General features: G+C 67.1%; 17 protein-coding genes and 1 tRNA gene. 10 read left to right on the top strand and 8 right to left on the bottom strand.

Annotated elements, in window-relative coordinates; genetic code table 11:
- The first annotated feature begins 141 nt into the window (after nt 1-141).
- From F627_RS0103365 to F627_RS0103375, 3 genes are all read left to right on the top strand, one after another.
- A complete protein-coding gene (locus F627_RS0103365) occupies nt 142-1,386 on the top strand; it encodes an aspartate kinase (RefSeq protein WP_018866033.1) in 1,245 nt (414 codons plus the stop codon).
- A gap of 68 nt (nt 1,387-1,454) precedes the next feature.
- On the top strand, nt 1,455-1,712 hold the full coding sequence (gene csrA / locus F627_RS0103370) for a carbon storage regulator CsrA (protein WP_026279180.1): 258 nt from the start codon (nt 1,455-1,457) through the stop codon (nt 1,710-1,712).
- A gap of 93 nt (nt 1,713-1,805) precedes the next feature.
- Nucleotides 1,806-1,896: transfer RNA gene (locus F627_RS0103375), tRNA-Ser, on the top strand.
- 420 nt (nt 1,897-2,316) lie between these two features.
- Here F627_RS0103375 and cydC read toward each other — a convergent pair.
- The 3 genes from cydC to F627_RS0103390 all read right to left on the bottom strand — a co-directional run bounded on the left by cydC (nt 2,317) and on the right by F627_RS0103390 (nt 7,090).
- Nucleotides 2,317-3,990, bottom strand: a complete 1,674-nt coding sequence (cydC, locus tag F627_RS0103380; protein ID WP_019583275.1) for a thiol reductant ABC exporter subunit CydC — start codon at nt 3,988-3,990, stop codon at nt 2,317-2,319.
- Nucleotides 3,983-5,602, bottom strand: a complete 1,620-nt coding sequence (gene cydD / locus F627_RS0103385) for a thiol reductant ABC exporter subunit CydD (protein WP_019583276.1) — start codon at nt 5,600-5,602, stop codon at nt 3,983-3,985. The genes cydC and cydD overlap by 8 nt, the downstream gene beginning before the upstream one ends.
- Before the next feature lie 102 nt (nt 5,603-5,704).
- Nucleotides 5,705-7,090 (bottom strand): NAD(P)/FAD-dependent oxidoreductase, encoded by a 1,386-nt coding sequence (locus tag F627_RS0103390; RefSeq protein WP_018877664.1) that lies wholly within the window; start codon nt 7,088-7,090, stop codon nt 5,705-5,707.
- Between the two features lie 368 nt (nt 7,091-7,458).
- Between F627_RS0103390 and F627_RS0103395 the strand changes: the two genes are divergently transcribed.
- From F627_RS0103395 to F627_RS0103415, 5 genes are all read left to right on the top strand, one after another.
- The gene (locus tag F627_RS0103395) at nt 7,459-8,865 is read left to right on the top strand and encodes a cytochrome ubiquinol oxidase subunit I (RefSeq protein ID WP_018882803.1); all 1,407 of its coding nucleotides are present in this window, start codon (nt 7,459-7,461) and stop codon (nt 8,863-8,865) included.
- Between the two features lie 3 nt (nt 8,866-8,868).
- Nucleotides 8,869-9,873 (top strand): cytochrome d ubiquinol oxidase subunit II, encoded by a 1,005-nt coding sequence (gene cydB, locus F627_RS0103400; RefSeq protein WP_018866039.1) that lies wholly within the window; start codon nt 8,869-8,871, stop codon nt 9,871-9,873.
- A gap of 145 nt (nt 9,874-10,018) precedes the next feature.
- Nucleotides 10,019-11,500 (top strand): sigma-54-dependent Fis family transcriptional regulator, encoded by a 1,482-nt coding sequence (locus F627_RS0103405; RefSeq protein WP_019583277.1) that lies wholly within the window; start codon nt 10,019-10,021, stop codon nt 11,498-11,500.
- A 169-nt stretch (nt 11,501-11,669) separates the two neighbouring features.
- Complete coding sequence (locus tag F627_RS0103410; protein WP_018876315.1) at nt 11,670-12,326, top strand: hypothetical protein; 657 nt, start codon at nt 11,670-11,672, stop codon at nt 12,324-12,326.
- A gap of 178 nt (nt 12,327-12,504) precedes the next feature.
- Nucleotides 12,505-13,131, top strand: a complete 627-nt coding sequence (locus F627_RS0103415; protein ID WP_018866042.1) for a peroxiredoxin — start codon at nt 12,505-12,507, stop codon at nt 13,129-13,131.
- 238 nt (nt 13,132-13,369) lie between these two features.
- On the opposite strand, the gene gloA is transcribed toward F627_RS0103415, so the two are convergent.
- The 5 genes from gloA to trxB all read right to left on the bottom strand — a co-directional run bounded on the left by gloA (nt 13,370) and on the right by trxB (nt 18,834).
- Nucleotides 13,370-13,870, bottom strand: a complete 501-nt coding sequence (gene gloA, locus F627_RS0103420) for a lactoylglutathione lyase (protein WP_019583278.1) — start codon at nt 13,868-13,870, stop codon at nt 13,370-13,372.
- A gap of 403 nt (nt 13,871-14,273) precedes the next feature.
- Entirely contained in the window at nt 14,274-14,948 is a 675-nt protein-coding gene (locus F627_RS0103425; RefSeq protein WP_026332013.1) for a hypothetical protein, read from the bottom strand.
- A gap of 423 nt (nt 14,949-15,371) precedes the next feature.
- A complete protein-coding gene (aat, locus tag F627_RS0103430) occupies nt 15,372-16,127 on the bottom strand; it encodes a leucyl/phenylalanyl-tRNA--protein transferase (RefSeq protein ID WP_019583280.1) in 756 nt (251 codons plus the stop codon).
- A 348-nt stretch (nt 16,128-16,475) separates the two neighbouring features.
- On the bottom strand, nt 16,476-17,714 hold the full coding sequence (locus tag F627_RS0103435) for a GNAT family N-acetyltransferase (RefSeq protein WP_019583281.1): 1,239 nt from the start codon (nt 17,712-17,714) through the stop codon (nt 16,476-16,478).
- A 4-nt stretch (nt 17,715-17,718) separates the two neighbouring features.
- Nucleotides 17,719-18,834, bottom strand: a complete 1,116-nt coding sequence (trxB, locus tag F627_RS0103440; protein WP_019583282.1) for a thioredoxin-disulfide reductase — start codon at nt 18,832-18,834, stop codon at nt 17,719-17,721.
- A 528-nt stretch (nt 18,835-19,362) separates the two neighbouring features.
- Here trxB and F627_RS0103445 point away from each other — a divergent pair.
- Entirely contained in the window at nt 19,363-22,257 is a 2,895-nt protein-coding gene (locus F627_RS0103445) for a ribonucleoside-diphosphate reductase subunit alpha (RefSeq protein ID WP_018866048.1), read from the top strand.
- Nucleotides 22,258-22,366: 109 nt separating this feature from the next.
- Nucleotides 22,367-23,605 (top strand): ribonucleotide-diphosphate reductase subunit beta, encoded by a 1,239-nt coding sequence (locus F627_RS0103450; protein WP_019583283.1) that lies wholly within the window; start codon nt 22,367-22,369, stop codon nt 23,603-23,605.
- The last annotated feature ends 202 nt before the right edge of the window (nt 23,606-23,807 follow it).

Consider the following 23,807-nt stretch of genomic DNA (forward strand, 5'->3'; position numbering starts at 1 on the left):
CTTGGGATAGCGCCGCCGCTGACGGGCCTCGCAACGACGGATATTTTGTTGTCTAATGGTGGCCTTTTAAGTAAACGCTAATGGATGGGGTGCGCCCTGTCCGGACGGCCGCAAGGGCCGGGCACGGAACGGAATCTTCAAATGGCGTTGCTGGTACTCAAATTTGGCGGCACCTCGGTGGGCTCGCCCGAACGCATCCAGGCGGTCGCGGAACGCGCCCTGAAACTGCGCGAGGAAGGGCACCAGCTGGTGATCGTGGTCTCCGCGATGAGCGGCGAGACCGATCGTCTGCTGGGGCTCGCCCACGCGCTGAACCCGCGGGCGGATGGCCGCGAGCTGGACGTGCTGCTGTCCACCGGCGAGCAGGTCACCATCGCGCTGCTGGCGATGGCGCTGGAGGCGCGCGGCTGCGACGCGCGCTCCTACACCGGCGCGCAGGTGACCATCCGCACCGACAGCGCGCATAACAAGGCGCGCATCCGCAGCATCGACGATGCCCGCGTGCGGGGCGACCTGGACGCCGGGCGCGTGGTGGTCGTGGCCGGTTTCCAGGGCGTGGACGAACACGGTGCGATCACCACCCTGGGCCGGGGGGGCTCGGATACCACCGCAGTCGCGCTGGCCGCGGCGCTCAAGGCCGACGAGTGCCGCATCTACACGGATGTCGACGGCGTCTACACCACCGATCCGCGCCTGGTCCCGAATGCCCGCCGGTTGCACAGCATCACCTTCGAGGAGATGCTGGAGATGGCAAGCCTCGGTTCCAAGGTGCTGCAGATCCGGGCGGTGGAATTCGCCGGCAAGTACAACGTCCCGTTACGAGTGCTGTCCTCGTTCGAGGAAGGACCGGGGACCCTGATTACCACGGAGGAGGATGCGCAGGTGGAACAGGCGCTGGTTGCGGGTATCGCGTTCAATCAGAACGAGGCCCAGCTGACGATTCAGGGCGTCCCCGATCAGCCGGGGGTCGCGCATCGCATCCTCGGCCCGATCGCGGAGGCCAATATCGAGGTGGACATGATCGTGCAGAACGTGGGCGCGGATCAGACCACCGACTTCACCTTTACGGTTCATCGCAACGACTACGACAAGGCCCTCGAGATCCTGCAGGCGGCGGCCAGGGACCTCAACGCCCGCGAGGTCGCAGGCGACACCCACATCGTGAAGATCTCGGTGGTGGGCGTCGGCATGCGCTCGCACGCCGGCATCGCCAGCAAGATGTTCGAGGCCCTGTCGCGCGAAACCATCAACATCCGGATGATCTCCACCTCGGAAATCAAGATCTCCGTGGTGGTGGATGAGAAGTACCTCGAACTTGCGGTACGTGCATTGCACGATGCATTTGAACTCGAACACGACCCAGCCGGTCAACAGGAGGACGGTTAAGGATGACAGACCGTAAAACGGTTACCGGACGACCGACTCCGTCCGACACAGGCACTGCGGAGAAGAGCATGCTCATTTTGACTCGACGTGTGGGCGAGACCCTCATGATCGGCGAGGATGTGTCCGTCACCGTCCTGGGGGTCAAGGGCAATCAGGTCCGCATCGGCATCAACGCGCCCCAGGACGTCGCGGTCCATCGCGAGGAGATCTTTCAGCGCATCCAGCGCGAATCGAACGTCGCCGGCGGTGACGGCGGCGGGGAGAACTCCGGTGGCGGTGGTAGTACCGGGGCCGGGGGTGTGGCCGCAGGCGCACGCGACGACTGAACCCTCGGCAGGCAATGTCAGGGCCCGGAGGCGGATCACCGCCTGCGGGCCTTTCATTTGGCTGCCCAAGAACGTATCCTGTGCCGCGTTTCCGGAGAGTTGGCCGAGCGGTCGAAGGCGCTCCCCTGCTAAGGGAGTATGGGTCAAAAGCCCATCGAGGGTTCGAATCCCTCACTCTCCGCCAAATACCGCAAAGGGGCCCAAGTGGCCCCTTTCGCACGTCTGGCCCCCGAGATTTCCGGGATTCGAACCCGAGATATGAGAACGATGGTTCGACCGGTGGCGCGCAGCGACACCGGAACGCCGCAGCGCAGCGAAGGCGGCCCGAAGGGCGACCGGCGCAGCCGGGCGTAATCCTCACTCTCCGCCAAATCCTGTGAAGGGGCCCAAGTGGCCCCTTTTGCACGTCTGGCCCCCGAGGTTTCCGGGATTCGAACCCGAGATATGAGAACGATGGTTCGACCATTGGCGCCCTGCGGGGCCAGCACGCCGGAGGGCGGGCGGCGGAACCGACCGTCACACCCTTACTCTCTATATTCCCCGGCGACGAGGTCTGCGCGGCGCTGTTCGCATTTCGACTGCGGGGTATCCCTTCGGTCCGGGTTCAGGAGGGGGCGGGGCGGCCGAGATCGAGGCGGGGCCAGTCGCGCGGCAGGGATTCCGGGGCGTGGGTCACGAGCAGGCACTGGCGCTGGTTCAGCCACGGGCCGATGCGGGACAGTACGCGCTCGAGGGTCCTCGGGTCGAGGCCGGCGAAGGGTTCATCGAGCAGGACGACGGGACGGTCCTGAAGGAGGATCGCCGCCAGGGCGAGCCGGCGCCGCTGGCCGCCGGAGAGGTACGAGCCAGCTTCGCCGATGCGGTAGTGCAGGCCTTCTTCCGTGCCACGCACGGCATCCGCCAGATCCACCTGCTCCAGAGCCTCCCACAGGGCCGCATCGCTGAGATGTGTGTGACGCGGCTCCAGGATGTCGCGGAGGGAGGTGTCCGGCAGTTGCAGCCCCTGAGGCAGGTAGCTGAGATGGCGGTACCGGGTGTCGGCCGAGATTCGATCGAGATCGTCGCCGCCAAGCGCGATGCGCCCGGTCAGGGGCGGCAGTTCGCCGGCGAGGGTGTCCAGCAGCGTGCTCTTGCCGCGCCCGCTGGCCCCGCTGATCACCAGCGGACGGCCGCGCGCGGGGGTGAGGTCCAGGGGGCCGAGCAGCGGGCGTTCGCGGTGAAAGCCGATGGTCAGGCCGTGGGCCTGCAGCACGGGGGCGTGGCCGGCAGGGGCCGGGCGTGCGGCCCCTGCCGGGGCCTGCCCGGCTGCTTCGAGATGCTGCACGCGCCCGGCGGCCTTCAGGCTCTCGCCGGCACGCCACCACGCCCCGGGCAGGCTGCCGAGGACCTCGCCCAATCCCAGGGTCATCAGCGGCAGCAGTACCGCCACAGGCGCGCTCAGGGTCCCGTCGCGGTACCAGCCCAGGGCGAGGACCAGCATCAGCAGCGCGGATGCGCCGACCACGGCCTGCACGGCCTGTTCAGACCCAACGCCGAACGCCTCCTGGGCGCGTTGCTGGCGCGCGTAGGTCGCGTTCTCGCGGCGCAGTGAGGCCTCGTGTTCGCGGGCCCGGTTGTAGGCCAGAAGCTCGGCCAGGCCGCCAATGTAGTCGAACAGCCCGATGCGTTCGCGTGCCCGGGCCTGCACCAGCGCATGGCTTCGGCGCTGCCCGGCCAGCGCGAGCAGCGCGGAGACGGCAAGTGTTGCAAGACCGGAGACGGCGAGCACGGCCGCGGCGGGCCAGGGCGCCAGCCAGATCGCGATGACCAGCGTGACCACGAGGCTGATGGCGGCGGCGACCATCGGTCCGACCACCCGCAGGGGCATCCCATCGAGGGTGTCGATGTCGCTGGTCAGGCGGGTCTGCAGGTCGCCACTGCGGTAGGCGCGAACGCGTGCCATGGGCAGTGCGGCGAGCCCGCGGAAGCTGTGGCCGCGCAGATCGGCCAGGCTGCGCAGCACCGCCTCGTGACTGACCAGACGCTCGAAATAGCGTGCCAGGGTGCGGCTGATCGCGGCGGTGCGGATGCCACCGGAAGGTACGTAGAGGTCCAGGGTGGCCAGAAGTCCGGCGCCGGCCAGCGCGGTCGCGGTGATAAACCAGCCGGACAGCGCCAGCAGGGCGATCCCGGCGATCCAGGTCAATGCCAGCAGGCCCCAGGCGCCCCAGTACCAGACGCGGCGCCGGCGGAAGACGCGGTGCAGAAAGGCGAGGTTGGCGCGGGTTTCGTCACGCATGGGGTGTCTCCGGCGTGACCGGCGCCAGCTCCAGCTGTTGCGGGCAGCGCCGGTGGATGGCGGCATGATGGCTCGCGATCACCAGCGTCAGGCCACGGGTGTCGGCCAGCCGGAACAGCGTGTCCAGGAGTGCCTCTTCGGTCTCCACGTCGAGCGCGCTGGTCGGTTCGTCGAGCAGCCAGAGGCGGTGCCCGGAGAGCAGTGCGCGCGCGACGGCGACCCGCTGGGCCTGGCCGCCGGAGAGGCCGTGCCGGGCCTCGCCGATGGCGGTGTCCAGGCCGTCGGGGAGCTCGGGCGCGTCGAGGGGTAACCCGGCCTGTTCCAGTGCCGTGGCCATCTCTGCATCGGGGATCATTGCGTGGCGGGCCAGCTGCAGGTTTTCGCGCAGGCTGCCGTGGAACAGATGGGCATCCTGGTCGATCCAGGCGAAATGGCGGGCCCGGGCATGGCGTTGAATGCGGCCCTCGGTGGGGGGCAGAAAGCCGGCACATACCGCCAGAAGGGTGGATTTTCCGCTGCCACTGGGGCCGGTCAGTGCGAGATGCGCCCCCGCTTGAATCTCGAGGTCGAGATGCTTGAGGACCGGTGTGCGCTGACCCGGGTAGTGCACCATCACATCCTCGAGTTTCAGCAAGGGGTCGGTCTCGTCCCCGCCGGTGACCTCGGTGACCGCGGCTGAAGCCTCGGCCCCGTTGGGCGAAGCAAGCGCGGGAGCGAGGCTCTCGGCGGCGGCCAGCGCACCGGCGCGGTCATGGTAGCTCTGGGCGAACTGGCGCAGGGGCAGGAAATACTCCGGCGCCAGCAGCAGGATGAACAACCCGGTGAACAGGGTGATGTCCCCGGCCGGGCCATAGTCGATGGCGCCGAACAGGGCGAAGCCGATGTAGATCGCGACCATGCCGATCGCGACCGCGCTGAAGAACTCCATGATCGCCGAGGACAGGAATGCGACCCGGAGGGTGCGCATGGTCAGGCGCCGTTGCTGGTGGCTGCGCTCGACGACCTCGATCTCGGTGGCCGTGATGGCGCGGGCCCGGCGCAGCCAGTCCAGGCTGCGGATGCGGTCGAGGAAGTGCCCCGCCAGACGGTTGGCCTCCTCTTGCTGACGCCGGTGGATCTGTTCCGCACCCATGCCGACGATCGCCATGAAGGCCGGGATCAGCGGGGTGGCGAGCAGCAACAGCAGGGCGGCGAGCCAGTCCAGCCAGAAGGCCGCGGCCAGGATGGCCAGTGGCGTCAGGATGACCGCCTGGCGGGCCGGCAGGTAACGCGCATAGTAGCCGGTCAGGTCATCCACCCGCGTCTGGAACTGCTCCGCCCAGGCGCCCGCGGTGGTCTGTCCGGCCAGGCGCGCGGGTCCGGCATGCCGGACCTGTTGCAGGAGATCGGTGCGCAGCTGCTGCTTGACCGCAAAGGCGAGGCGGTGTCCCGCCAGGTCGCGCAGGGCCTGGGCGGCATAGCGCAGACCGAGCAAGGCGAGGCCGCCCAGCAGGATGCCCGGCAGGTACGGGGGGGCGGCGGCGAACAGCGTGCCGTGCACCGCCCAGGCCACGAGCCCCGCCAGCGCAATGGTCGCCAGCGTGGCCACCAGCGTGCTGGCGGCACTGAGCACCAGCCAGTGGCGGTGTGGCCGTTGCCGTGCGCGCAGCCATGGCCCCGGCGCGGCACGGTGGTCCGGCGGCGGGGCGCCTGTTTCGCCCGGTTGCGGCATTGACTAGCGCAGGTAGCGCCCGCGCAGCATGTTGAAGTACAGCGGCTTGATCATATGCACCTTCAGGCGCCACCACATCCAGCTGGGTTCCCCCTGGTCGAGGAAGCTGAAGGTCGGCACCTCCTGCAGGGTGTAATCGAATTCCACCAGTGCGGCCTTGCCCACTTCGGTGATCAGCGGGCAGGAGGTGTAGCCGTCGAACTGCCGCGACGGTTCGCGATCCTGGATCACGTCCACCAGGTTGTCCGGCATCACCGCGCCATGCGAGCGCACGGTGGAGGCGGTCTTGCCGATCGCGGTCGCGACGACGTCGCCGGCGCCGAAGATGTTCGGGTAATCCGTATGCTGCAGCGTGCGGTCATCCACCGCCAGCCAGCCTCCGGCCGCCAGAGGACCGTCCTCCACCGCCAGCCCGGCGTCACGCACAAAGTCGTGCGCGCGCATCGGCGGAGTCACGTGGAGATAGTCGTAGTCCACCGTCTCGCGCCCGCCGTCGCGGGTCTCGAACTGGGCCTGGCGGGCGTCGACATCCACCGCCACCAGGGCACCTCCGTCGTTCACGCTCACGCCGCGTTCTGCATACAGGTCGCGCACCATGCGGTCAAAGCGCTGCACGCTGAACAGGGTGTCCGACCCCGTGTGGTAGTGGAAATCGGCCCCGGCGCGCTGACCGGCCGAGCGCAGCAGGTCATCGGCGATGAAGGTCGCCTTGATCGGCGCCCCGGCACACTTGATCGGCGTATTGGGGATGGTAAACCGCGCCACCCCGCCGTTCTCGCCGAACGCATGGATCTGTTCGTAGGCATCGCGCGCGGCCTCGGCGCTGGCATACAGGCTGGTCAGGCCGGGACGCCCGATATCCCCGCGGCGCAACCCTTCGATGGCTTCAAAGTCCAGGTGCAGCCCGGTGGCGACCACCAGGAAGTCGTAGTCGAGCCGGTCGCCGTCGGTGGTCTCGACCCGTTGCGATGCGGGATCGATGGCCGCCACCGCGGAGCGCACCCAGTCGACGCCGCGCGGGATATAGCGTTCATTGCGGCGCTGGACCTCGCCCACGGAATAAACGCCCGCGGCCACCAGAGTCCAGCCGGGCTGGTAATGATGGATCTCGCTGGGCTCGACGATGGTGATGCGTGCGCCGTCAAGCAGGTCGCGCAGGCGGGCGGCCATGGTCATGCCGGCGGCCCCGCCACCGAGCACCACGATGCGCGCCTGGCTGGAGACCGCCGCGCGGGCCGGGGCGGCCTGCACGCCAGTCGCCGACATCAGGCCGGCGGCACCGGCGATCTTCAGGAAATCGCGCCGGGACAGTCCTCGCAAGGTCTCCCGGGCCTGCCGGGCCAGGGCCTGGTCAATCTCGGGGTGCTTCGGGTCTTCGGGCTGATGCATGGCTCTCTCCGCGTATCCGTCTGCCGCTCCGGGGACCGGGCGGGCCAGTTCTGAGGGTCGCGCCGTCTGCCGGGCGCTTCGTGTGACGGAATGCTTACAAGTTGCATGCCAACACCGGCAGACCGCCCCGTCGGGGCCTGGGCGCCCGTGCTGGTGGTGACGGCCTGCCATAAATGGCAGTCATCTGCGGTCTGGCTGCCAAAACTGGCAGACCCGGGGCGGCATTGGCGGGCGTTGGCCAGGCGCCAAGACACGGGCCAGTCGCCTGCAGCGCGCCGCCGGGGTCCGGACCGGAACTCTGGCACGGTACTTGTTAGGGGTTCATCGATACGTCATCCCGGCGTGCCCCTGATAACGGAGGAAAGGCCATGGAGCTCGACCCCATACTACTCTCGCGAATCCAGTTCGCGTTCGTGGTTTCGTTTCACGCGATCTTCCCGGTGTTCACGATCGGGCTGGCTTCGTTTATCGCGTTTCTGGAATTTCGCGCCTGGAAGACCGGTGACACGATCTATACCCAGATCTCGAAGTTCTGGATCAAGATCTTCGCGGTGGTCTTCGGTATGGGCGTGGTCTCCGGCCTGGTGATGTCGTTCCAGTTCGGGACCAACTGGAGTGCGTTCTCCTATGCCACGGCCAATTTCCTCGGGCCGGTGCTGTCCTACGAGGTACTCACCGCGTTCTTCCTGGAGGCGGCGTTCCTGGGCGTGCTGCTGTTCGGGCGTGACCGGGTGCCGCAGGGCGTGCACCTGTTCTCGGCCCTGATGGTCGCGCTGGGCACCTTCATCTCGTCGTTCTGGATCCTGGTGGCCAACAGCTGGATGCAGACACCGGTCGGCTTCGAGCTGCAGGACGGGGTGTTCCATGTCACGTCCTGGATCACGGCGATCTTCAACCCGAGTTTCTGGCCGCGCTTCTTCCACATGGGGCTGGCCTCGCTGCTCACCGCCGGCTTCGTGGTCGCCGGGGTCTCCGCCTGGTACCTGCTGCGCCAGCGCGACGTGGTGATGAACCGCAAGGCCCTGGGCACCACCATGTGGGTGCTGCTGTTCGCGGCACCGGCGCAGCTGGTGGTCGGTGATATCCACGGCCTCAACACCTTCGAGCATCAGCCGACCAAGGTGGCGGCGATGGAAGGCGTGTGGGAGACCGAGCGCGGGGCGCCGCTGCTCTTGTTCGCGATCCCGGACTCGGCCAACGAGACCAATCACTTCGAGATCGGTATCCCGAAGATGGCGAGCTTCATCCTCACCCACGACCTCGACGGTGAAGTGCCCGGCCTGCTGGAGGTTCCGGCCGAGGAACGTCCGCCGGTGGGCATCACCTTCTGGTCGTTCCGCATCATGGTCACGATTGGCATGGTGATGATCCTGTTCGCGCTGGCGGGCGCCTGGCTGCGCTTCCGCCGCCGGATGTATGCCTCGCCGCTGTTCCTCAAGGGGCTGGCCTGGATGATCCCGGCGCCGTTCCTGGCGGTGGTCGCGGGCTGGTTCGTGACCGAGACCGGGCGCGCGCCCTGGCTGGTCTACGGCGTGATGAATCATGCCGAGGGCATTACCCCGGCCCTGACCGGTGGCATGGCCCTGTTCACCCTGATCGGCTATGTGGCGGTCTACGCGGCGGTGTTCACCGGGGGCGTCTACTACCTGGTGCGCATCGTGCGTCAGGGCCCGGAACCGGCCGATGCCGTGCATGCGCCGGCGCACGCCAAGCGTCCGCTGTCGGCCGCTGACACCTTCGTCGATGACGCCGCGGTCAGCGGTGCAAGGAGCTAAGTGATGGAAACCACGATTGATATCACGCTGATCTGGGTCGTCATCATTGCCGTGGGCGTGATCGCCTACGTGCTGATGGACGGGTTCGACCTCGGGGTGGGGATCCTCTTCCCCTTCGCCCCGGGGGAGACCTCGCGCGACGTGATGATGAACTCCGTCGCCCCGGTGTGGGACGGCAACGAGACCTGGCTGATCCTCGGCGGCGCGGGCCTGCTGGCCGCCTTCCCGCTGGTGTACTCGGTGTTCCTGCCGGCGCTTTATATCGGGGTCTTCCTGATGCTGGCGGGGCTGATCTTCCGCGGCGTGGCCTTCGAGTTCCGCTTCAAGGCGCACCGCTCCAAGGGCCTGTGGAACGCCGCCTTCGCGATCGGCTCGGCGGTGGCGGCCTTCGCCCAGGGCGCGGTGGTGGGTGCCTATATCCAGGGCTTCGAGATGGACGGCTTCAGCTTCGCCGGCGGTCCGCTCGACTGGCTGACGCCGTTCACCGTCCTCACCGGCATCGGGCTGCTGGCGGGCTATGCCCTGCTGGGCGCGACCTGGCTGATTGTGAAGACCGAGGGTGATACCCAGGCCTTTGCCTATCGGGTGGCGCCCTGGATGCTGGCGGTCGTGCTGCTGGTGTTCGGCGCGGTGAGCCTGATTACCCCGTTCATCGACCCGAAGGTGATGGAGCGCTGGATGGGGACCTGGCAGTACCTCTGGGTGCTCCCGGCGCTGGCGCTGTTCTCCGCCTGGGTCCTGATCCGCGCGGTGCGCCGGCGAGATGAAGGGATCCCGTTCGTCGCCACGATTGCCCTGTTCATCACCACCTACCTGGGACTGCTGGTGAGCAAGTGGCCGTACGTGGTGCCGCCGGACTACACCTTCTGGGATGCCGCCTCCTCGCCGGATGCGCAGCTGTTCATTCTGGTGGGGGCGTTGTTCGTGATCCCGATCATCCTGGGCTACACCGCCTGGACCTACTGGGTCTTCCGCGGAAAGGTGACCCCGGAGACCGGGTATCACTAGGCGGGAGCGTCCGGCGCGTGCCACAGGGCCGTTCGGGAATGCGCGAGTCCGCCATTCAGGACACCCATCCTCGCGGCTGCAGGGAGCCGGCAGCGGGGCAGGGTCCGGATGGCGGGCCGTCAGGTCACCAGTAAGGGGTGATGCCATGGTGTTGAACATCGCTCGGCTGAACGTGTCTATGGGACAGCGTGACGGCGTCGGTTCCGGCGTCGGATACGCCTTCCAGGACCCCTTGTTGCGAGGCGACGTGACCAGCATCCCGAAGAAGGAGACGGCACCCCTGGACCCCCACGTGGGGACCCTGCGCCAGGTGCTGGAGGTATTTCGTGAACCGGCCATCCTGCTGTCCCCGGATTATCGGATCCTGGCGGCCAATGGCGCCTACCAGCGCATCTACGGGACTGATCGCGATGGCTCCGGTCGCACCTGCTTCGAGGCCTCCCATGGCTTCCGCCGCCCCTGCGACGAGGCGGGGGAGTCCTGCCCCCTGCGGGCCGCGCTGGGCAGTGGCCACCGCGAACGCGTGCTGCACGTGCATCACACCGAGGCCGGGCGCGAGCACGTGGACGTCGAGTTGCTGCCGATCCGGGATGCTGACGGGGAGATCCGGTACCTGATCGAACGCCTGCATCACCTGCCGGTGTCCGCGCCACAGGCGGGCAGCGGCGGGCTGGTCGGTCGCTCCAGGGCCTTCAATGCCATGCTGGGGATGATCAGCCGGGTGGCGCCGAGCAATGCGTCGGCCCTCCTGCTTGGCGAGTCCGGCACGGGCAAGGAACTCATCGCCCGCGCGATTCACGAGGCGAGTCCGCGGCACAAGTCGCCGTTCGTGCCCGTGGAATGTTCGGGGCTGACCGAAACCCTGTTCGAAAGCGAGCTGTTCGGCCACGAGCGCGGTGCCTTTACCGGCGCCGCGTCGGCCAAGGCCGGGCTGGTCGAGGCGTCGGCCGGGGGCACCCTGTTCCTGGACGAGGTGGGGGATATCCCGCTGAGCCAGCAGGTCAAGCTGCTGCGGCTGCTGGAGACCCATGCCTATCGCCGGGTCGGAGGCGTCGAGTCGCGGCGGGCGGATTTCCGCCTGGTCTGCGCGACCCACCGCGACCTCGAGTCCATGGTGCGTGCCGGCGAGTTTCGCGAGGACCTCTACTACCGCATCAACACCTTTCCGATCGAGGTGCCCCCGCTGCGCGAGCGGGTGGAGGACATCCCGTTGCTGCTGGAGGCCCTTGGCGAGCGCCTGGATCTGGTCGTGCCACCGCGCCTGGAAGACGAGACGCTGAGAGTTCTCGAGCAGTATTCCTTCCCCGGCAATGTGCGCGAGCTGCGCAACATCCTCGAGCGCGCGGCCTTGCTGGCAGACGGCGAGGCGATCCGTCCGGAACACCTGCCGGACCGCGTGCGGCAAGGCGGTCCGTCCCCGGTCGGGGCCAGGACTGGCGGACTGGAAGGGTTGCTGCATCCGCAGTCACTGCGCCCGCTGGACGAGGTCGAGCGCGAATACCTGCGGCACGCGGCTGCGGTGTACCCCGGGGACCGCCGTGCGCTGGCAAGGACCCTCGGGATCAGCGAGCGCAGCCTGTACCGCCGTCTGAGCCAGCTGGAGGGCGACGCCGACGAGCAAGACTGAAAGTGCCCGGGCGGGCCGCGTAACGCGTCTCGCCCGAGTTTAAACGACGTCCGCGTGGGCGGTCGGACGTCCGGCCACTGCCTGTCACAAGGCACGGGAGTGGTGAGATACCGCCATAAGCATCAGTAAAACACGATATTCCAATACAGCTTAAAGACCGGAGTCTCTGATGAAAAAGACCGCAATGACCCTCTCCCTGTCCGCCGCCCTCCTGGCGACCCCGATGCTGGCCGCTGCCGAGCCCCTTTCGTTTGGCGAGCAACAGACCATCCGCTCCATGGCCAGTGCCGGGGTCGGGCAGGCCATCGTCAACCAGATGGGCGCCGGTTCGATGGCCGTGATCAATAATCCGTCACCCATCTGTGGTGCCCTGGCGGGTGGCCTGGGCGCATCCATGCTCTCGGCCGATCCGCGGGCGGGCTTCCAGATCGCGACGCTGCGCTCCGGCGAGGATGCCGCCGCCGCGGTGCATGTGACCGCGGACAAGGACGTGGCCTACCTGGCGCTGGGGGGCGAGCTGGATCGCGATGAGAACGTGGCGCTGGCCCACGCCTACCTGCAGGAGCTCGCCGCCTCGGAGTGGGACGGCACCCTGGTGCTGCACATCTCCTCGTGGATGCAGAAGCAGGTCCAGGCTGTCGCGGAGGCCGACGAAGCGGTGGCTGACTATCTGGAAGGGCTCCGCATGGTGGCGCTCCAGCCCGACCTGGAGGCGGGTCAGGCGGTGATGCTGGGCGTGAACTTCGATGGCGACGGCTTCACGACCGAGGAGATGGGTCGTCAGGACATGCGTGAAGACCTGGTGGACTTGTTCCGTCGCATGTAGGCCCGTGGTCAGCGGGCTGGGGCAGGGGCCGTCTTGCCTGGCCCGCTTTAGTGAAAAACTATCGTTGCGTTAAGAAATAAGTAATTCACTATATTCGGGTCGACAGATAAAGTAAGACGTACATGGAGGCACGACCCCATGAACGACCCGATCAAACTTTCAAAGCAAGGAGTACATCATGGCACTGCGTTTGGGCGATACCGCACCGAATTTCCAGATTGACACCACCAAGGGCAAGATCGACTTCCACGAATGGATCGGCGACTCCTGGTGCTTCTTCTTCAGCCACCCGGCCGACTTCACCCCGGTGTGCACCACCGAGATGGGCCGTACCGCGCAGCTGGCCAAGCAGTTCGCGGACCGCAACACCAAGCCGCTCGGGCTGTCGACCGACACGGTCGAGGAGCACAACAAGTGGATCGAGGACGTCAACGACACCCAGAACACCACGCTGGAGTTCCCGATCGTCGCCGACGCCGACAAGAAGATCTCGGAGCTCTACGAGATGATTCACCCGGGCGAGAGCGAGACCGCCGCCGTGCGTTCGGTCTACATCATCGACCCGAACAAGAAGATCCGGCTGATGATGACCTACCCGATGTCGGTGGGCCGCAACTTCGACGAGATCCTGCGTGTGATCGACGCGCTGCAGACCGGTGACCAGCACGGCATCGCGACGCCGGCCGACTGGACCCCGGGTGCTCGCGTGATCATCCCGCCGACGGTCAGCAACGAAGATGCGCAGAAGAAGTTCCCGCAGGGCTTCGAGGAGATCCGCTCCTACCTGCGCTACACCCAGGTCTAAACGATCGGGCGACGATCGCACCGGCCGCTAACGCCGGAACGCTCTGGAGAGTGGAGGGCCCCGTAATGGGGCCCTTTCTTATGTCCGGGTACAGCGCTTGTTGAGGTGAATCGCTGGTCTTGCCCGATGAGCCAGGGCTAGCCCCATCCCTGCAGGTGCGCGCTCGCGCGCGAAGCCCCCGCCAGCGCCGGTGGCGGGCACCACCTGGCGGCGCCACCCGCTCGGTTGGTGGTGGGGCCTACCGCCCCAGCCCCGTCAGACGGCTGGGTTCGAGGATCTCGATCCAGTAGCCGTCGAGGTCCTTCACGAAGGCGATGTCCTTCAGGCCGCCCTCGTCCGGGCGCTTCACGAACTCCACGTCATTCTGGTCGAACCAGCGTACGGCCGCGTCCAGATCCGGGACCGAAAAGCAGATGTGGCCGAAGCCCTGCGGCTCTTCGTTGCCGTCGTGGTAGTGGAAGCCGGCGTCCTTCTCGGTGCCGTAGTTGTAGGTCAGCTCCAGGATGCCGCGCTGGCTGAACATCCAGCGGGTGGCCTCGCCGGCGTCCTTGGGCGGCTGCGGTTCGTCCTCGCCGATCTGCGCCAGGAAGTAGAGCGTGAACTCGAACTCCGGGAAGTCCAGCGTCTTCACCAGCTGCATACCGAACACGCGCTGGTAGAAGTCCAGCGCCTTCTGCGGATCCTTCACGCGCAGCATGGTGTGGTTGAAGCGAAAGCCGGCCGTGGGATTGTCGCTCATGGTGCGTCCTTGTAGTCCGTAAGAGGGTACTCCGGAGACTGGAACACGGCCGGCCGGGTTCCCTCAAGTGCCGCCGTCACGTGTTGAGATCGAGCGGTCGGGAACGCGACTCCCCCGTCACTGCGAGGAGGCGCCGCCGACGCGGCAGTCTGTCGGGTTGCCCCGACGTTGGAGGCTGCGGTGGGAAATCCCGGCGCTTCGCTGTGGCCGGGATGATGGACCACCAGACCCCGGTCGCATGCCTGGCCGCGCAGGAGCCTGCTTGCAGGCGAAGGGCTTGCGATGGACTCCGGCGCGGGCAGGGGCTTCGCGGGCGAGCCCGCTCCTACAAGGATCGTCGCCCCGGAAACCGCGCACCGGTAATTCCGGATCTACCGGTCGGGAGCCGGCGTTATCGACCGGGCTACCCGCGGCAGAAGGGCCAGACCTGGTAGAAGCGGCGGCAGCGGAACTCGGATTCGCAGCTCGCCAGCTGGGACTCGTAGCGGTCGGCCCGCTGGGCAACCTGGCGCGCCGCGGCCCGCACCTGCGGCTTGTTCTGATAACTGCCGCGGCTGTAGCCGCCCTGGCCCTCGTGGTAGGCAAGGTAGAGGTGCTCCGCGTTGTACAGCGGTACGCCGGTCATGCGCCGGGTGCGGTCGTTGTACCAGCCGATGAAGTCGGTGGCGTGTTTCATGTGCGTGCGCCGCGCGAAGCGGCTGCCGGCATCCTCGCGGTATTCGCCCCAGACCGGATCCTGCGCCTGGGCGTAGCCCCGCGCGGAGGATGGCCGGCTCCACGGGATGAAGCCCAGCAGCCGCTCGCGGTCGGGGCGCACGTGGCTGCGGAACGAGGACTCCTGCTGGATGAACGACATCTGTGTGGCGATGGGGGTGCCCCATTCGCGTTCGGAGTCGCGGGCGTAGTCGTACCAGCGCGGCTGCTCGCGGAAGATCTCGCAGATATTGCTCTGGTCCTGGGGTGGCGATGGCGCCAGCGTCGCACAGCCCGCCGTGATTGCGGCCAGCGCCAGCATCAGGCCCGCCCGCAGCCCATTGAGCGCCATGGCTCGCCATTCCCCCTGATCTGCCTTGCCCACCCGAATCTCCCGCTCGGTTCCCCAGTGGCCGGGAGTATAAAGCACCCGCAACGGGGGCCAAGGGTGCGCCGGCTGACGTGCCCGGTTTCGGAGGCTGCCCCGGCCCCTGCGGGCGCCTCGCAGTGTCGGGCATACGGGTTCCCGGTTGCTCCACCATCCCGTCATTGCGAGCGCCGCGAAGCAATCGCCCGACGCAGCCCCCGGCGCCGGAATACCCCCAGCAGACTGCCACGTCGGCTGCGCCTCCTCGCAGTGACGGGGGCGGGGGCGAGCGGGGAGGGAGCTCTGTGGAGGGAGCGGGGGGGGGTGTGGCAGTGGCCTGTGGGAGCGGGCTTGCCCGCGAAGCCCCTGCCCCCGTCGGAACTTGGTAAAAGCCATTCGCGGGCAAGCCCGCTCCCACAAAGAGCATGGGCGACACTGTTGTTATGCGGCGGTGTTCCAGCCGGGGTCGAGGGGGCTCAGGGCAGGGTCGGTCTGCCACGGGCCGGGTTCGACGGGTTCGTTCGCGATGTCACGGATGCGGGCGATGAACTCGCGGCGGGGCAGGGTCACGGCCCCCAGGTTGAGAAGATGGGCGGTCTCCATCTGCACATCCACCAGCGGCCAGCCCCAGGCGACCAGGTGGCGGCTGAGCCAGGCGAGCGCGATCTTGGAGGCGTCGCGCTCGCGCGAGAACATGGACTCGCCGCAGAACAGCCGCCCCACGGCCACGCCATAGAGCCCGCCGATCAGGCGCGGACCGTCCCAGACCTCCACCGAGTGTGCGTGCCCCGTGCGGTGCAGGGCGATGTAGGCCTGCTGCATGCTGGCGGTGATCCACGTCCCGTCGGCGTAGTCGCGCGGCACGGCGCAGGCCTCGATCACGGCCTCGAAGGCGCGATCGAAGCTGACCGTGTAGCCACGGTTGCGGATCGCCTTCTTCAGGCTGCGGTGCAGGCGGAAGTGGCCCGGCTCCAGCACCGCGCGCGGGTCCGGGCTCCACCACAGGATCGGCTGCCCGGCCTCGAACCAGGGGAAGATCCCGGATCGGTAGGCATTCAGCAGACGTGGCACGGACAGATCGCCCCCGGCCGCGAGCAGGCCGTTCGGCTCGGCCAGGGCATGGGCCGGGTCCGGGAACGGCGCCTCCGGATGCTCCGGGTCCAGCCAGGGCAGGGTGATCTGCGGGCTGGAGTTCATGGAGCGCTTCCGTGCATGCCCCGAGATTGGAGGCCCGGGTTATGTAGGAGCCTGCTTGCAGGCGAAGGGCCTGTGGCGGTGTCCCGCGCGGGCAGGGGCTTCGCGGGCGAGCCCGCTCCCACGAAGATCGTCTCTGCGGGGCGACCCGGGCCCCGGTGGTATGCCAAGCCTTGTAGGAGCCGAGCCCTCTCGGCGATTGCGGCATTGGCTACGCCCCATCGGCCAGAGGGCTGGCCTCCTACAGGTTGGGTCCGGCGTGCGGGGTGTTGTAGGAGCGCAGCCCCCTGCGCGATGGGGCGCAGGGATAGGCCCCATCGGCCAGAGGGCTGGCCTCCTACGGGGGATGGTTCAGGCGCGAGGTGCATCGTTGGGTTGGACCTGCCGGTAGGGCGAGTGTTCGTGCAGGCGTTCGCAGTGGGCCTGCATCATCTGGGCCTCGCGTTCGCAGAAGTCGCGGACGGGCTGGTCGAAGCCCTCGGTCAGGATCATGTGGGCGGAGTAGGTGGGCGTGGGCAGGAAGCCGCGCGGGATCTTGTGTTCGCCTTGGGCGCCGGGTTCGAAGCGGGCCAGGCCTTCGCGGATGCAGAATTCGATGCCCTGGTAGTAGCAGGTCTCGAAGTGCAGGTCGGCCAGCTCCTCGGTGCAGCCCCAGAAGCGCCCGTAAAGGGTGTCGTGGCTGCGGTAGCAAAGCGCCGCGGCGATGGTCTCGTCGTCCCCCGTCTCGCCGGGGCGTCTTGCCTCGAACAGCACCACCTGGTCGCCCAGCGCCGCAGCGGTCTCCACAAAAAAGGCCTCCGACAGCGTCGGGATGCCCATGTGCTTCTCGAAGGTGTCGACGTAGAAGCGATGAAAGCGCGCCCAGTCCTCGGGCGATCCGGTGGCCCCGGTCAGCGTGCGGAACTCGATGCCGGCCTCATTGACGCGGCGGCGTTCGCGCTTGATGTTCTTGCGCTTTTTCGAGCTGAGCGCGGCCAGGAAGTCGTCGAAGCTTGTGTAGTCGGCGTTCGTCCAGTGGTACTGGCAGCCCATGCGCTCGGCCAGCCCCAGCTCGCGGGTCACGTCCAGATCATCCTGGTTGGGGAACAGGATGTTCACGCCCGAGGCATTCAGTTCGCGCCCGCGGGTGACCAGGGCGCGCACGAGCAGGGTGCGCAGGTGATCGAAGTCCGGCGCCTCCGGGTGCACCAGCAGGCGTGGGCCGGTGGCCGGGGTGTAGGGCACGGAGACGACCAGCTTGGGGTAGTAGTTGAGCCCCTGGCGGTTCCACGCGCTCTCCCAGGCGAAGTCGAACACGAACTCGCCGTAGTTGTTGGTCTTGGCGTAGGCCGGTGCGGCCGCGACCAGCTGGTCGTCGCGGAAGATCAGCACATGCTGCGGGAACCAGCCGAACTGGCGGCCCAGGCACTCGTGGCGTTCCAGGCCTTCCAGGAAGGCGTGGCGCAGGAACGGCTCGGTGCCGCCAGTGAGGGCGTCCCAGGCGGCCGGATCCACGTCGGCCAGGCCGTCGCGCAGTTCGACACGTTCGGGCGCGTCGCCCGAGTCGTTCTCCGGCGGGTGCGGTGCCTGGGTATCGCCCTCGGCGCTCACGTGATCAACCGAGCTTGTCCAGGTACTTCTCCGCGTCCAGTGCGGCCATGCAGCCGGTGCCGGCGGAGGTGACCGCCTGGCGGTAGACATGGTCCATCACGTCGCCGGCGGCAAACACACCCGGTACGGAGGTCGCGGTGGCGTTGCCTTCCAGGCCGCTTTGCACCTTGATGTAGCCGCCCTCCATGTCCAGCTGGCCCTGGAAGATGTCGGTGTTCGGCTTGTGGCCGATCGCGATGAACACGCCCATCACGTCGATCTCCTTCGTCTCGCCGCTCTGGGCGTGCTTCAGGCGGGCACCGGTCACGCCGGTCGCGTCGCCGAGAATCTCGTCCAGGGTGTGGTTCCACTCGATGGTGACGTTGCCGTTCTTTTCCTTCTCGAACAGCTTGTCCTGCAGGATCTTCTCCGCGCGCAGGGCATCGCGGCGGTGCACCAGTACGACCTCGGAGGCGATGTTCGACAGGTACAGGGCCTCTTCCACGGCGGTGTTGCCGCCGCCGATCACCGCGACCTTCTGGTTGCGGTAGAAGAAGCCGTCGCAGGTCGCGCAGGCGGAGACACCCTTGCCGGCGAAGGTGGTCTCGGACTCCAGCCCCAGGTACTGCGCGGAGGCCCCGGTGCAGATGATCAGGGCATCACAGGTGTATTCCCCGGAGTCGCCGATCAGGCGGTAGGGCTTGTCCTTCAGCTGCACCGTGTGGATGTGATCGAAGATCACCTCGGTGTCGAAACGCTCGGCATGCTTCTGCATGCGCTGCATCAGTTCGGGGCCCTGCACGCCCTCGTTGTCGCCGGGCCAGTTGTCCACGTCGGTGGTGGTCATCAGCTGGCCGCCCTGTTCCAGACCGGTGATCACGACCGGATTCAGGTTGGCGCGCGCGGCGTAGACCGCGGCGGTCCAGCCGGCCGGGCCGGAGCCCAGGATCAAGAGCGGGCAGTGGCGCGCTTCCTTGCCGCTGCCGCCCTTTTTCGGTTCGGACTCGGTGGCGCCGCCCAGCTGGACGGCGCCGGTGGCGGCCTGCACGGCCCCGGTGGCGCTGGCCATCTTCGGGGTCTCGGCCTGGGCCTTGCCGGATGCGTTCTTCTTGTCCTTCTTGGACTTCTTGGCGTCGCTCATGGCGCTCTCCATCTCGCAACAATGAATTCCGTGGCGGGGGCGGCGGGGCCGTCCCTGCGAGTGCTGCACACGATACCGGATCGTCGGGCGTGGGCCCGGGTTCCATGAATCGGGTAGCGGGATCCGGGGTGCGCCCACAGCTGGCGGGCCATCCCGGATCGGGGATCGATATGGCGGGGATTATTGGGAGGCCGGACGGCTTTGTCCAACGCGGTCACGGGCACCGGGGGAACGCCGCGCCGGCGGGAAGGGCGGGACGCATTTGGTTAATCGCGGTCGATAAAACATTTTCATGATCGCGCGGGCCGGATCGCGGCCCGGGCAGTCACTACATCGGCGTTTGGTGGATAACCCGGGCGCCCCTCCGGGAACGGCGGCAGGACGGGGAATCGCCGTTTTTATCCACAGCTTGCTCACGGGTTGTGCGCGGCTTGTTCTTTCGCGAACCACTATATCTAGTGGCTATGCAGTTCCGGGTCCCCGATCTATAGTACTTCACGTTCGATCCAACACCAGCGCGAGGCCGTCATGAACAGCGAACCCTACACCGCCGAAGCCCCCGAGGGCACCCAGTACCCGCCGCAGGCCGAACCGTCGGCCGAGGTCCTGGCGACCAGCCCGGGCCAGCACCAGGTGATTCGCCGCAATGGCAAGGTGACCGGCTTTGACGCCTCCAAGATCGAGGTCGCGGTGACCAAGGCCTTCCTCGCGGTGGAGGGCGGCAATGCCGCGGCCAGCCGCCGCATCCACGAGGTGTCCAAGGAAGTGGCCGGGCAGGTGGTGGACAGCCTGTTCCGCCGCGCCGGCACCCAGGGCATGACGGTGCATATCGAGGATATCCAGGACCAGGTGGAACTGGCCCTGATGCGCGGTGGCCACCACAAGGTCGCGCGGGCCTACGTGATCTATCGCGAGCAGCAGGCGCAGAAGCGCGCCGCCGAGGCCGCCGAGCAGTCCCCGGAAGAGCAGGAGGCTGCCGCCAGCCTGAACGTGACCCGCGCCGACGGCACCCAGGCCCCGCTGGACGAGGCGCGCCTGCAGGCGGTCGTCGCCGAGGCCTGTGACGGCATCGAGCACGTGGACGGCCAGAAGATCCTGACCGAGGCGCGCCGCAACCTGTTCGACGGCGTCGCCGAGAAGGATGTGGCCACCGCGCTGGTGATGGCCGCCCGCGTGATGATCGAGAAGGAGCCGAACTACTCCGAGGTCACCGCGCGCCTGCTGATGGACGCCCTGCGCCGCGAGGCCCTGAGCTTCGTGCACGGTCGCCCGGAAGAGGCCACCCAGGCGCAGCTGGCCGAGCGCTACGCCGAGTACTTCGGCGCCTACATCCGCCGCGCCGCCGACCTGGAGCTGGTCGACAGCGAGCTGACCCGCTACGACCTCGACAAGCTGGGCGCGGCGATCAAGCCCGAGCGCGACCTGCAGTTCACCTACCTGGGCCTGCAGACCCTGTACGACCGCTACTTCATCCATTCTGACGGCACCCGCTTCGAGCTGCCGCAGGCATTCTTCATGCGCGTGGCGATGGGCCTGGCGATCAACGAGATCGACCGCGAGGCGCGCGCGATCGAGTTCTACAACCTGCTGAGCTCGTTCGACTTCATGAGCTCCACGCCGACGCTGTTCAACTCCGGCACCCTGCGCCCGCAGCTCTCCAGCTGCTACCTGACCAGCGTGCCGGACGACCTGGACGGCATCTACAGCGCCATCCGCGACAACGCGCTGCTGTCCAAGTTTGCCGGCGGTTTGGGTAACGACTGGACCCGCGTGCGCGGCATGGGCGCCCATATCAAGGGCACCAACGGCAAGTCGCAGGGCGTCGTCCCGTTCCTGAAGGTCGCCAACGACACTGCCGTGGCCGTGAACCAGGGCGGCAAGCGCAAGGGTGCGGTGTGCGCCTACCTCGAGACCTGGCACATCGATGTCGAGGAGTTCATCGAGCTGCGCAAGAACACCGGCGACGACCGCCGCCGCACCCACGACATGAACAGCGCCAACTGGATCCCCGACCTGTTCATGAAGCGCGTGGCCGAGGACGGCGACTGGACCCTGTTCTCCCCGAACGAGACCCCGGACCTGCACGACCTGGTCGGGGCGGAGTTCGAGAAGCGCTACTGCGAATACGAAGAGAAGGCCGCGCGCGGCGAGCTGCGCGTGCACAAGACCATGAAGGCCGTGGACCTGTGGCGGAAGATGCTCGGCATGCTGTTCGAGACCGGCCATCCGTGGATGACCTTCAAGGACCCGTGCAACCTGCGCAGCCCGCAGCAACACACCGGCGTGGTCCACAGCTCCAACCTGTGCACCGAGATCACCCTGAACACCTCGGATGACGAGATCGCGGTGTGCAACCTGGGCTCGATCAACCTGGCCGCGCATGTGAACGAGGCCGGCGAGCTCGATCTGCCCAAGCTCGAGCAGACCGTGAACACCGCCATGCGCATGCTCGACAACGTGATCGACTACAACTACTACTCCGTGCCGCAGGCGCGGCGCTCCAACCTGCGCCACCGCCCGGTGGGGCTGGGCGTCATGGGCTTCCAGGACGCGCTGTACAAGCTGCGCGTGCCGTATGCCTCCGAGGCGGCGGTGGAGTTTGCTGACACCTCCATGGAGGCGGTGTCCTACTACGCCATCAAGGCCTCGACCGATCTGGCCGAGGAACGCGGGCGCTACGAGAGCTTCCCCGGCAGCCTGTGGAGCCAGGGCATCCTGCCGATCGACTCGATCGACAAGCTGGCCGAGACCCGCGGCGACTACCTGCAGATGGACACCACCCAGCGCCTGGAGTGGGACAAGCTGCGCAAGCGGGTGAAGAAGGTCGGCATGCGCAACTCCAACACCATGGCGATCGCGCCGACGGCGACCATCTCCAACATCTGTGGGGTCAGCCAGTCGATCGAGCCGACCTACCAGAACCTGTTCGTCAAATCGAACCTGTCCGGCGAGTTCACCGTGATCAACCCGTACCTGGTGCGCGACCTGAAAGACCGCGAGCTGTGGGACGAGGTGATGGTCAATGACCTCAAGTACTACGACGGCTCCGTGCAGCCGCTGGACCGCGTGCCGGAGGACATCAAGGCCCTGTACGCCACCGCATTCGAGCTGGACACCCGCTGGCTCGTCGAGGCCGCCTCGCGCCGGCAGAAGTGGATCGACCAGGCGCAGAGCCTGAACCTCTACATGGCCGAGCCCTCCGGGCCCAAGCTGGACGCCCTGTACAAGCTGGCCTGGGTGCGCGGCCTGAAGACGACCTACTACCTGCGCTCCATGGGCGCGACCCACGTGGAAAAGAGCACCGTGGCCGACTCCTCGCGCGCCAACAAGCTGAACGCCGTCTCCGGCGGCCAGCAGGCGGCCGAGCCCGAGGCGCCCAAGGCGTGCTCCATCCTCGACCCGGACTGCGAGGCCTGCCAGTAAGGCGGCCCCGCCCACGGGCACCGAATACGCACCAAGCACCGATCACAACGCACTGAACAAAAGGCCCGACCACCGAGCCGGGCCGCCACCGAAAACAAGAGGGGACACTATGCTTTCCTGGGACGATCCGATCGCAGCCATCAAAGGCGAAGGCCAGAAAGAACCCGCCGTCCGCCCCGGCATGGGCTTTCAGGAGAACGAAGCGCTGATGAGCACCGCCGGCGCCGCACCCAGCGTCTCGCCGGACCCGGAAAACGCCGGCCAGCCGCTGGCCGAGCCGAACGAAGACGCCCTGACCGGCACCGGTCTGGAAAACCTGGAGATGGGGGCCGAGCGCATCCGCGTCGATGACAAGAAGATCATCAACTGCCACGCGGACCTCAACCAGCTCGTGCCCTTCAAGTACAAGTGGGCCTGGCAGAAGTACCTGGACGGCTGCGCCAACCACTGGATGCCGCAGGAAATCAACATGAACGCGGACATCGCCCTGTGGAAGGACCCGAATGGTCTGACCGAGGACGAGCGCACCATCGTCAAGCGCAACCTAGGCTTCTTCTCCACCGCCGACTCGCTGGTGGCGAACAACCTGGTGCTGGCCGTGTACCGCCACATCACCAACCCCGAGTGCCGCCAGTACCTGCTGCGCCAGGCCTTCGAGGAGGCGCTGCACACCCACGCCTACCAGTACTGCGTGGAGTCCCTGGGCCTGGACGAAGGCGAGATCTTCAACATGTACCGCGAGGTGCCCTCCGTGGCCACCAAGGCCGAGTGGGCGCTGCCGTTCACCAAGCACCTGGCGGACCCGAACTTCCGCACCGGCACGCCGGAGGCGGACCAGAAGCTGCTGCGTGAACTGATCGCCTTCTACGTCGTGTTCGAGGGCATCTTCTTCTACGTCGGCTTCGTGCAGATCCTCTCCATGGGCCGGCGCAACAAGATGACCGGCGTGGCCGAGCAGTTCCAGTACATCCTGCGCGACGAGTCCATGCACATGAACTTCGGGATCGACGTGATCAACCAGATCAAGCTCGAGAACCCGCACCTGTGGACCGAAGACTTCAAGAACGAGATGCGCACCCTGATCTCGGATGCCGTCGAGCTGGAGGCGCAGTACGCCCGCGACACCATGCCCCGCGGCGTGCTCGGCATGAACGCGCAGATGTTCGAGGAATACCTGCACTTCATCGCCAACCGCCGCTGTGCGCAGATCGGCCTGGCCGAGCTGTATCCGGGGGCCGACAACCCGTTCCCGTGGATGAGTGAAGTGCTCGATCTGAAGAAGGAGAAGAACTTCTTTGAGACGCGGGTAACCGAATACCAGACCGGGGGCGCGCTGAGCTGGGACTGACCCGGCGAGGCCGAGACCCAAAGAAGCGGAGCCAGGGAAATGGTCATGCAGCAACAGAAGAGGGCGCCAAACGTTGGCGCCTTTTTTTGTACCCTCGCTTCGGACATGAGGGGCAATAGACAAGGCCTGCCCCTGGATTCCTGCCAGCAATGATCTCGTCTAGATCGAGACGCCGATAAGAATAGGAAACCCAAGGATTACC

Source organism: Thioalkalivibrio sp. ALE16 (assembly GCF_000381305.1).
Classification (GTDB): domain Bacteria; phylum Pseudomonadota; class Gammaproteobacteria; order Ectothiorhodospirales; family Ectothiorhodospiraceae; genus Thioalkalivibrio.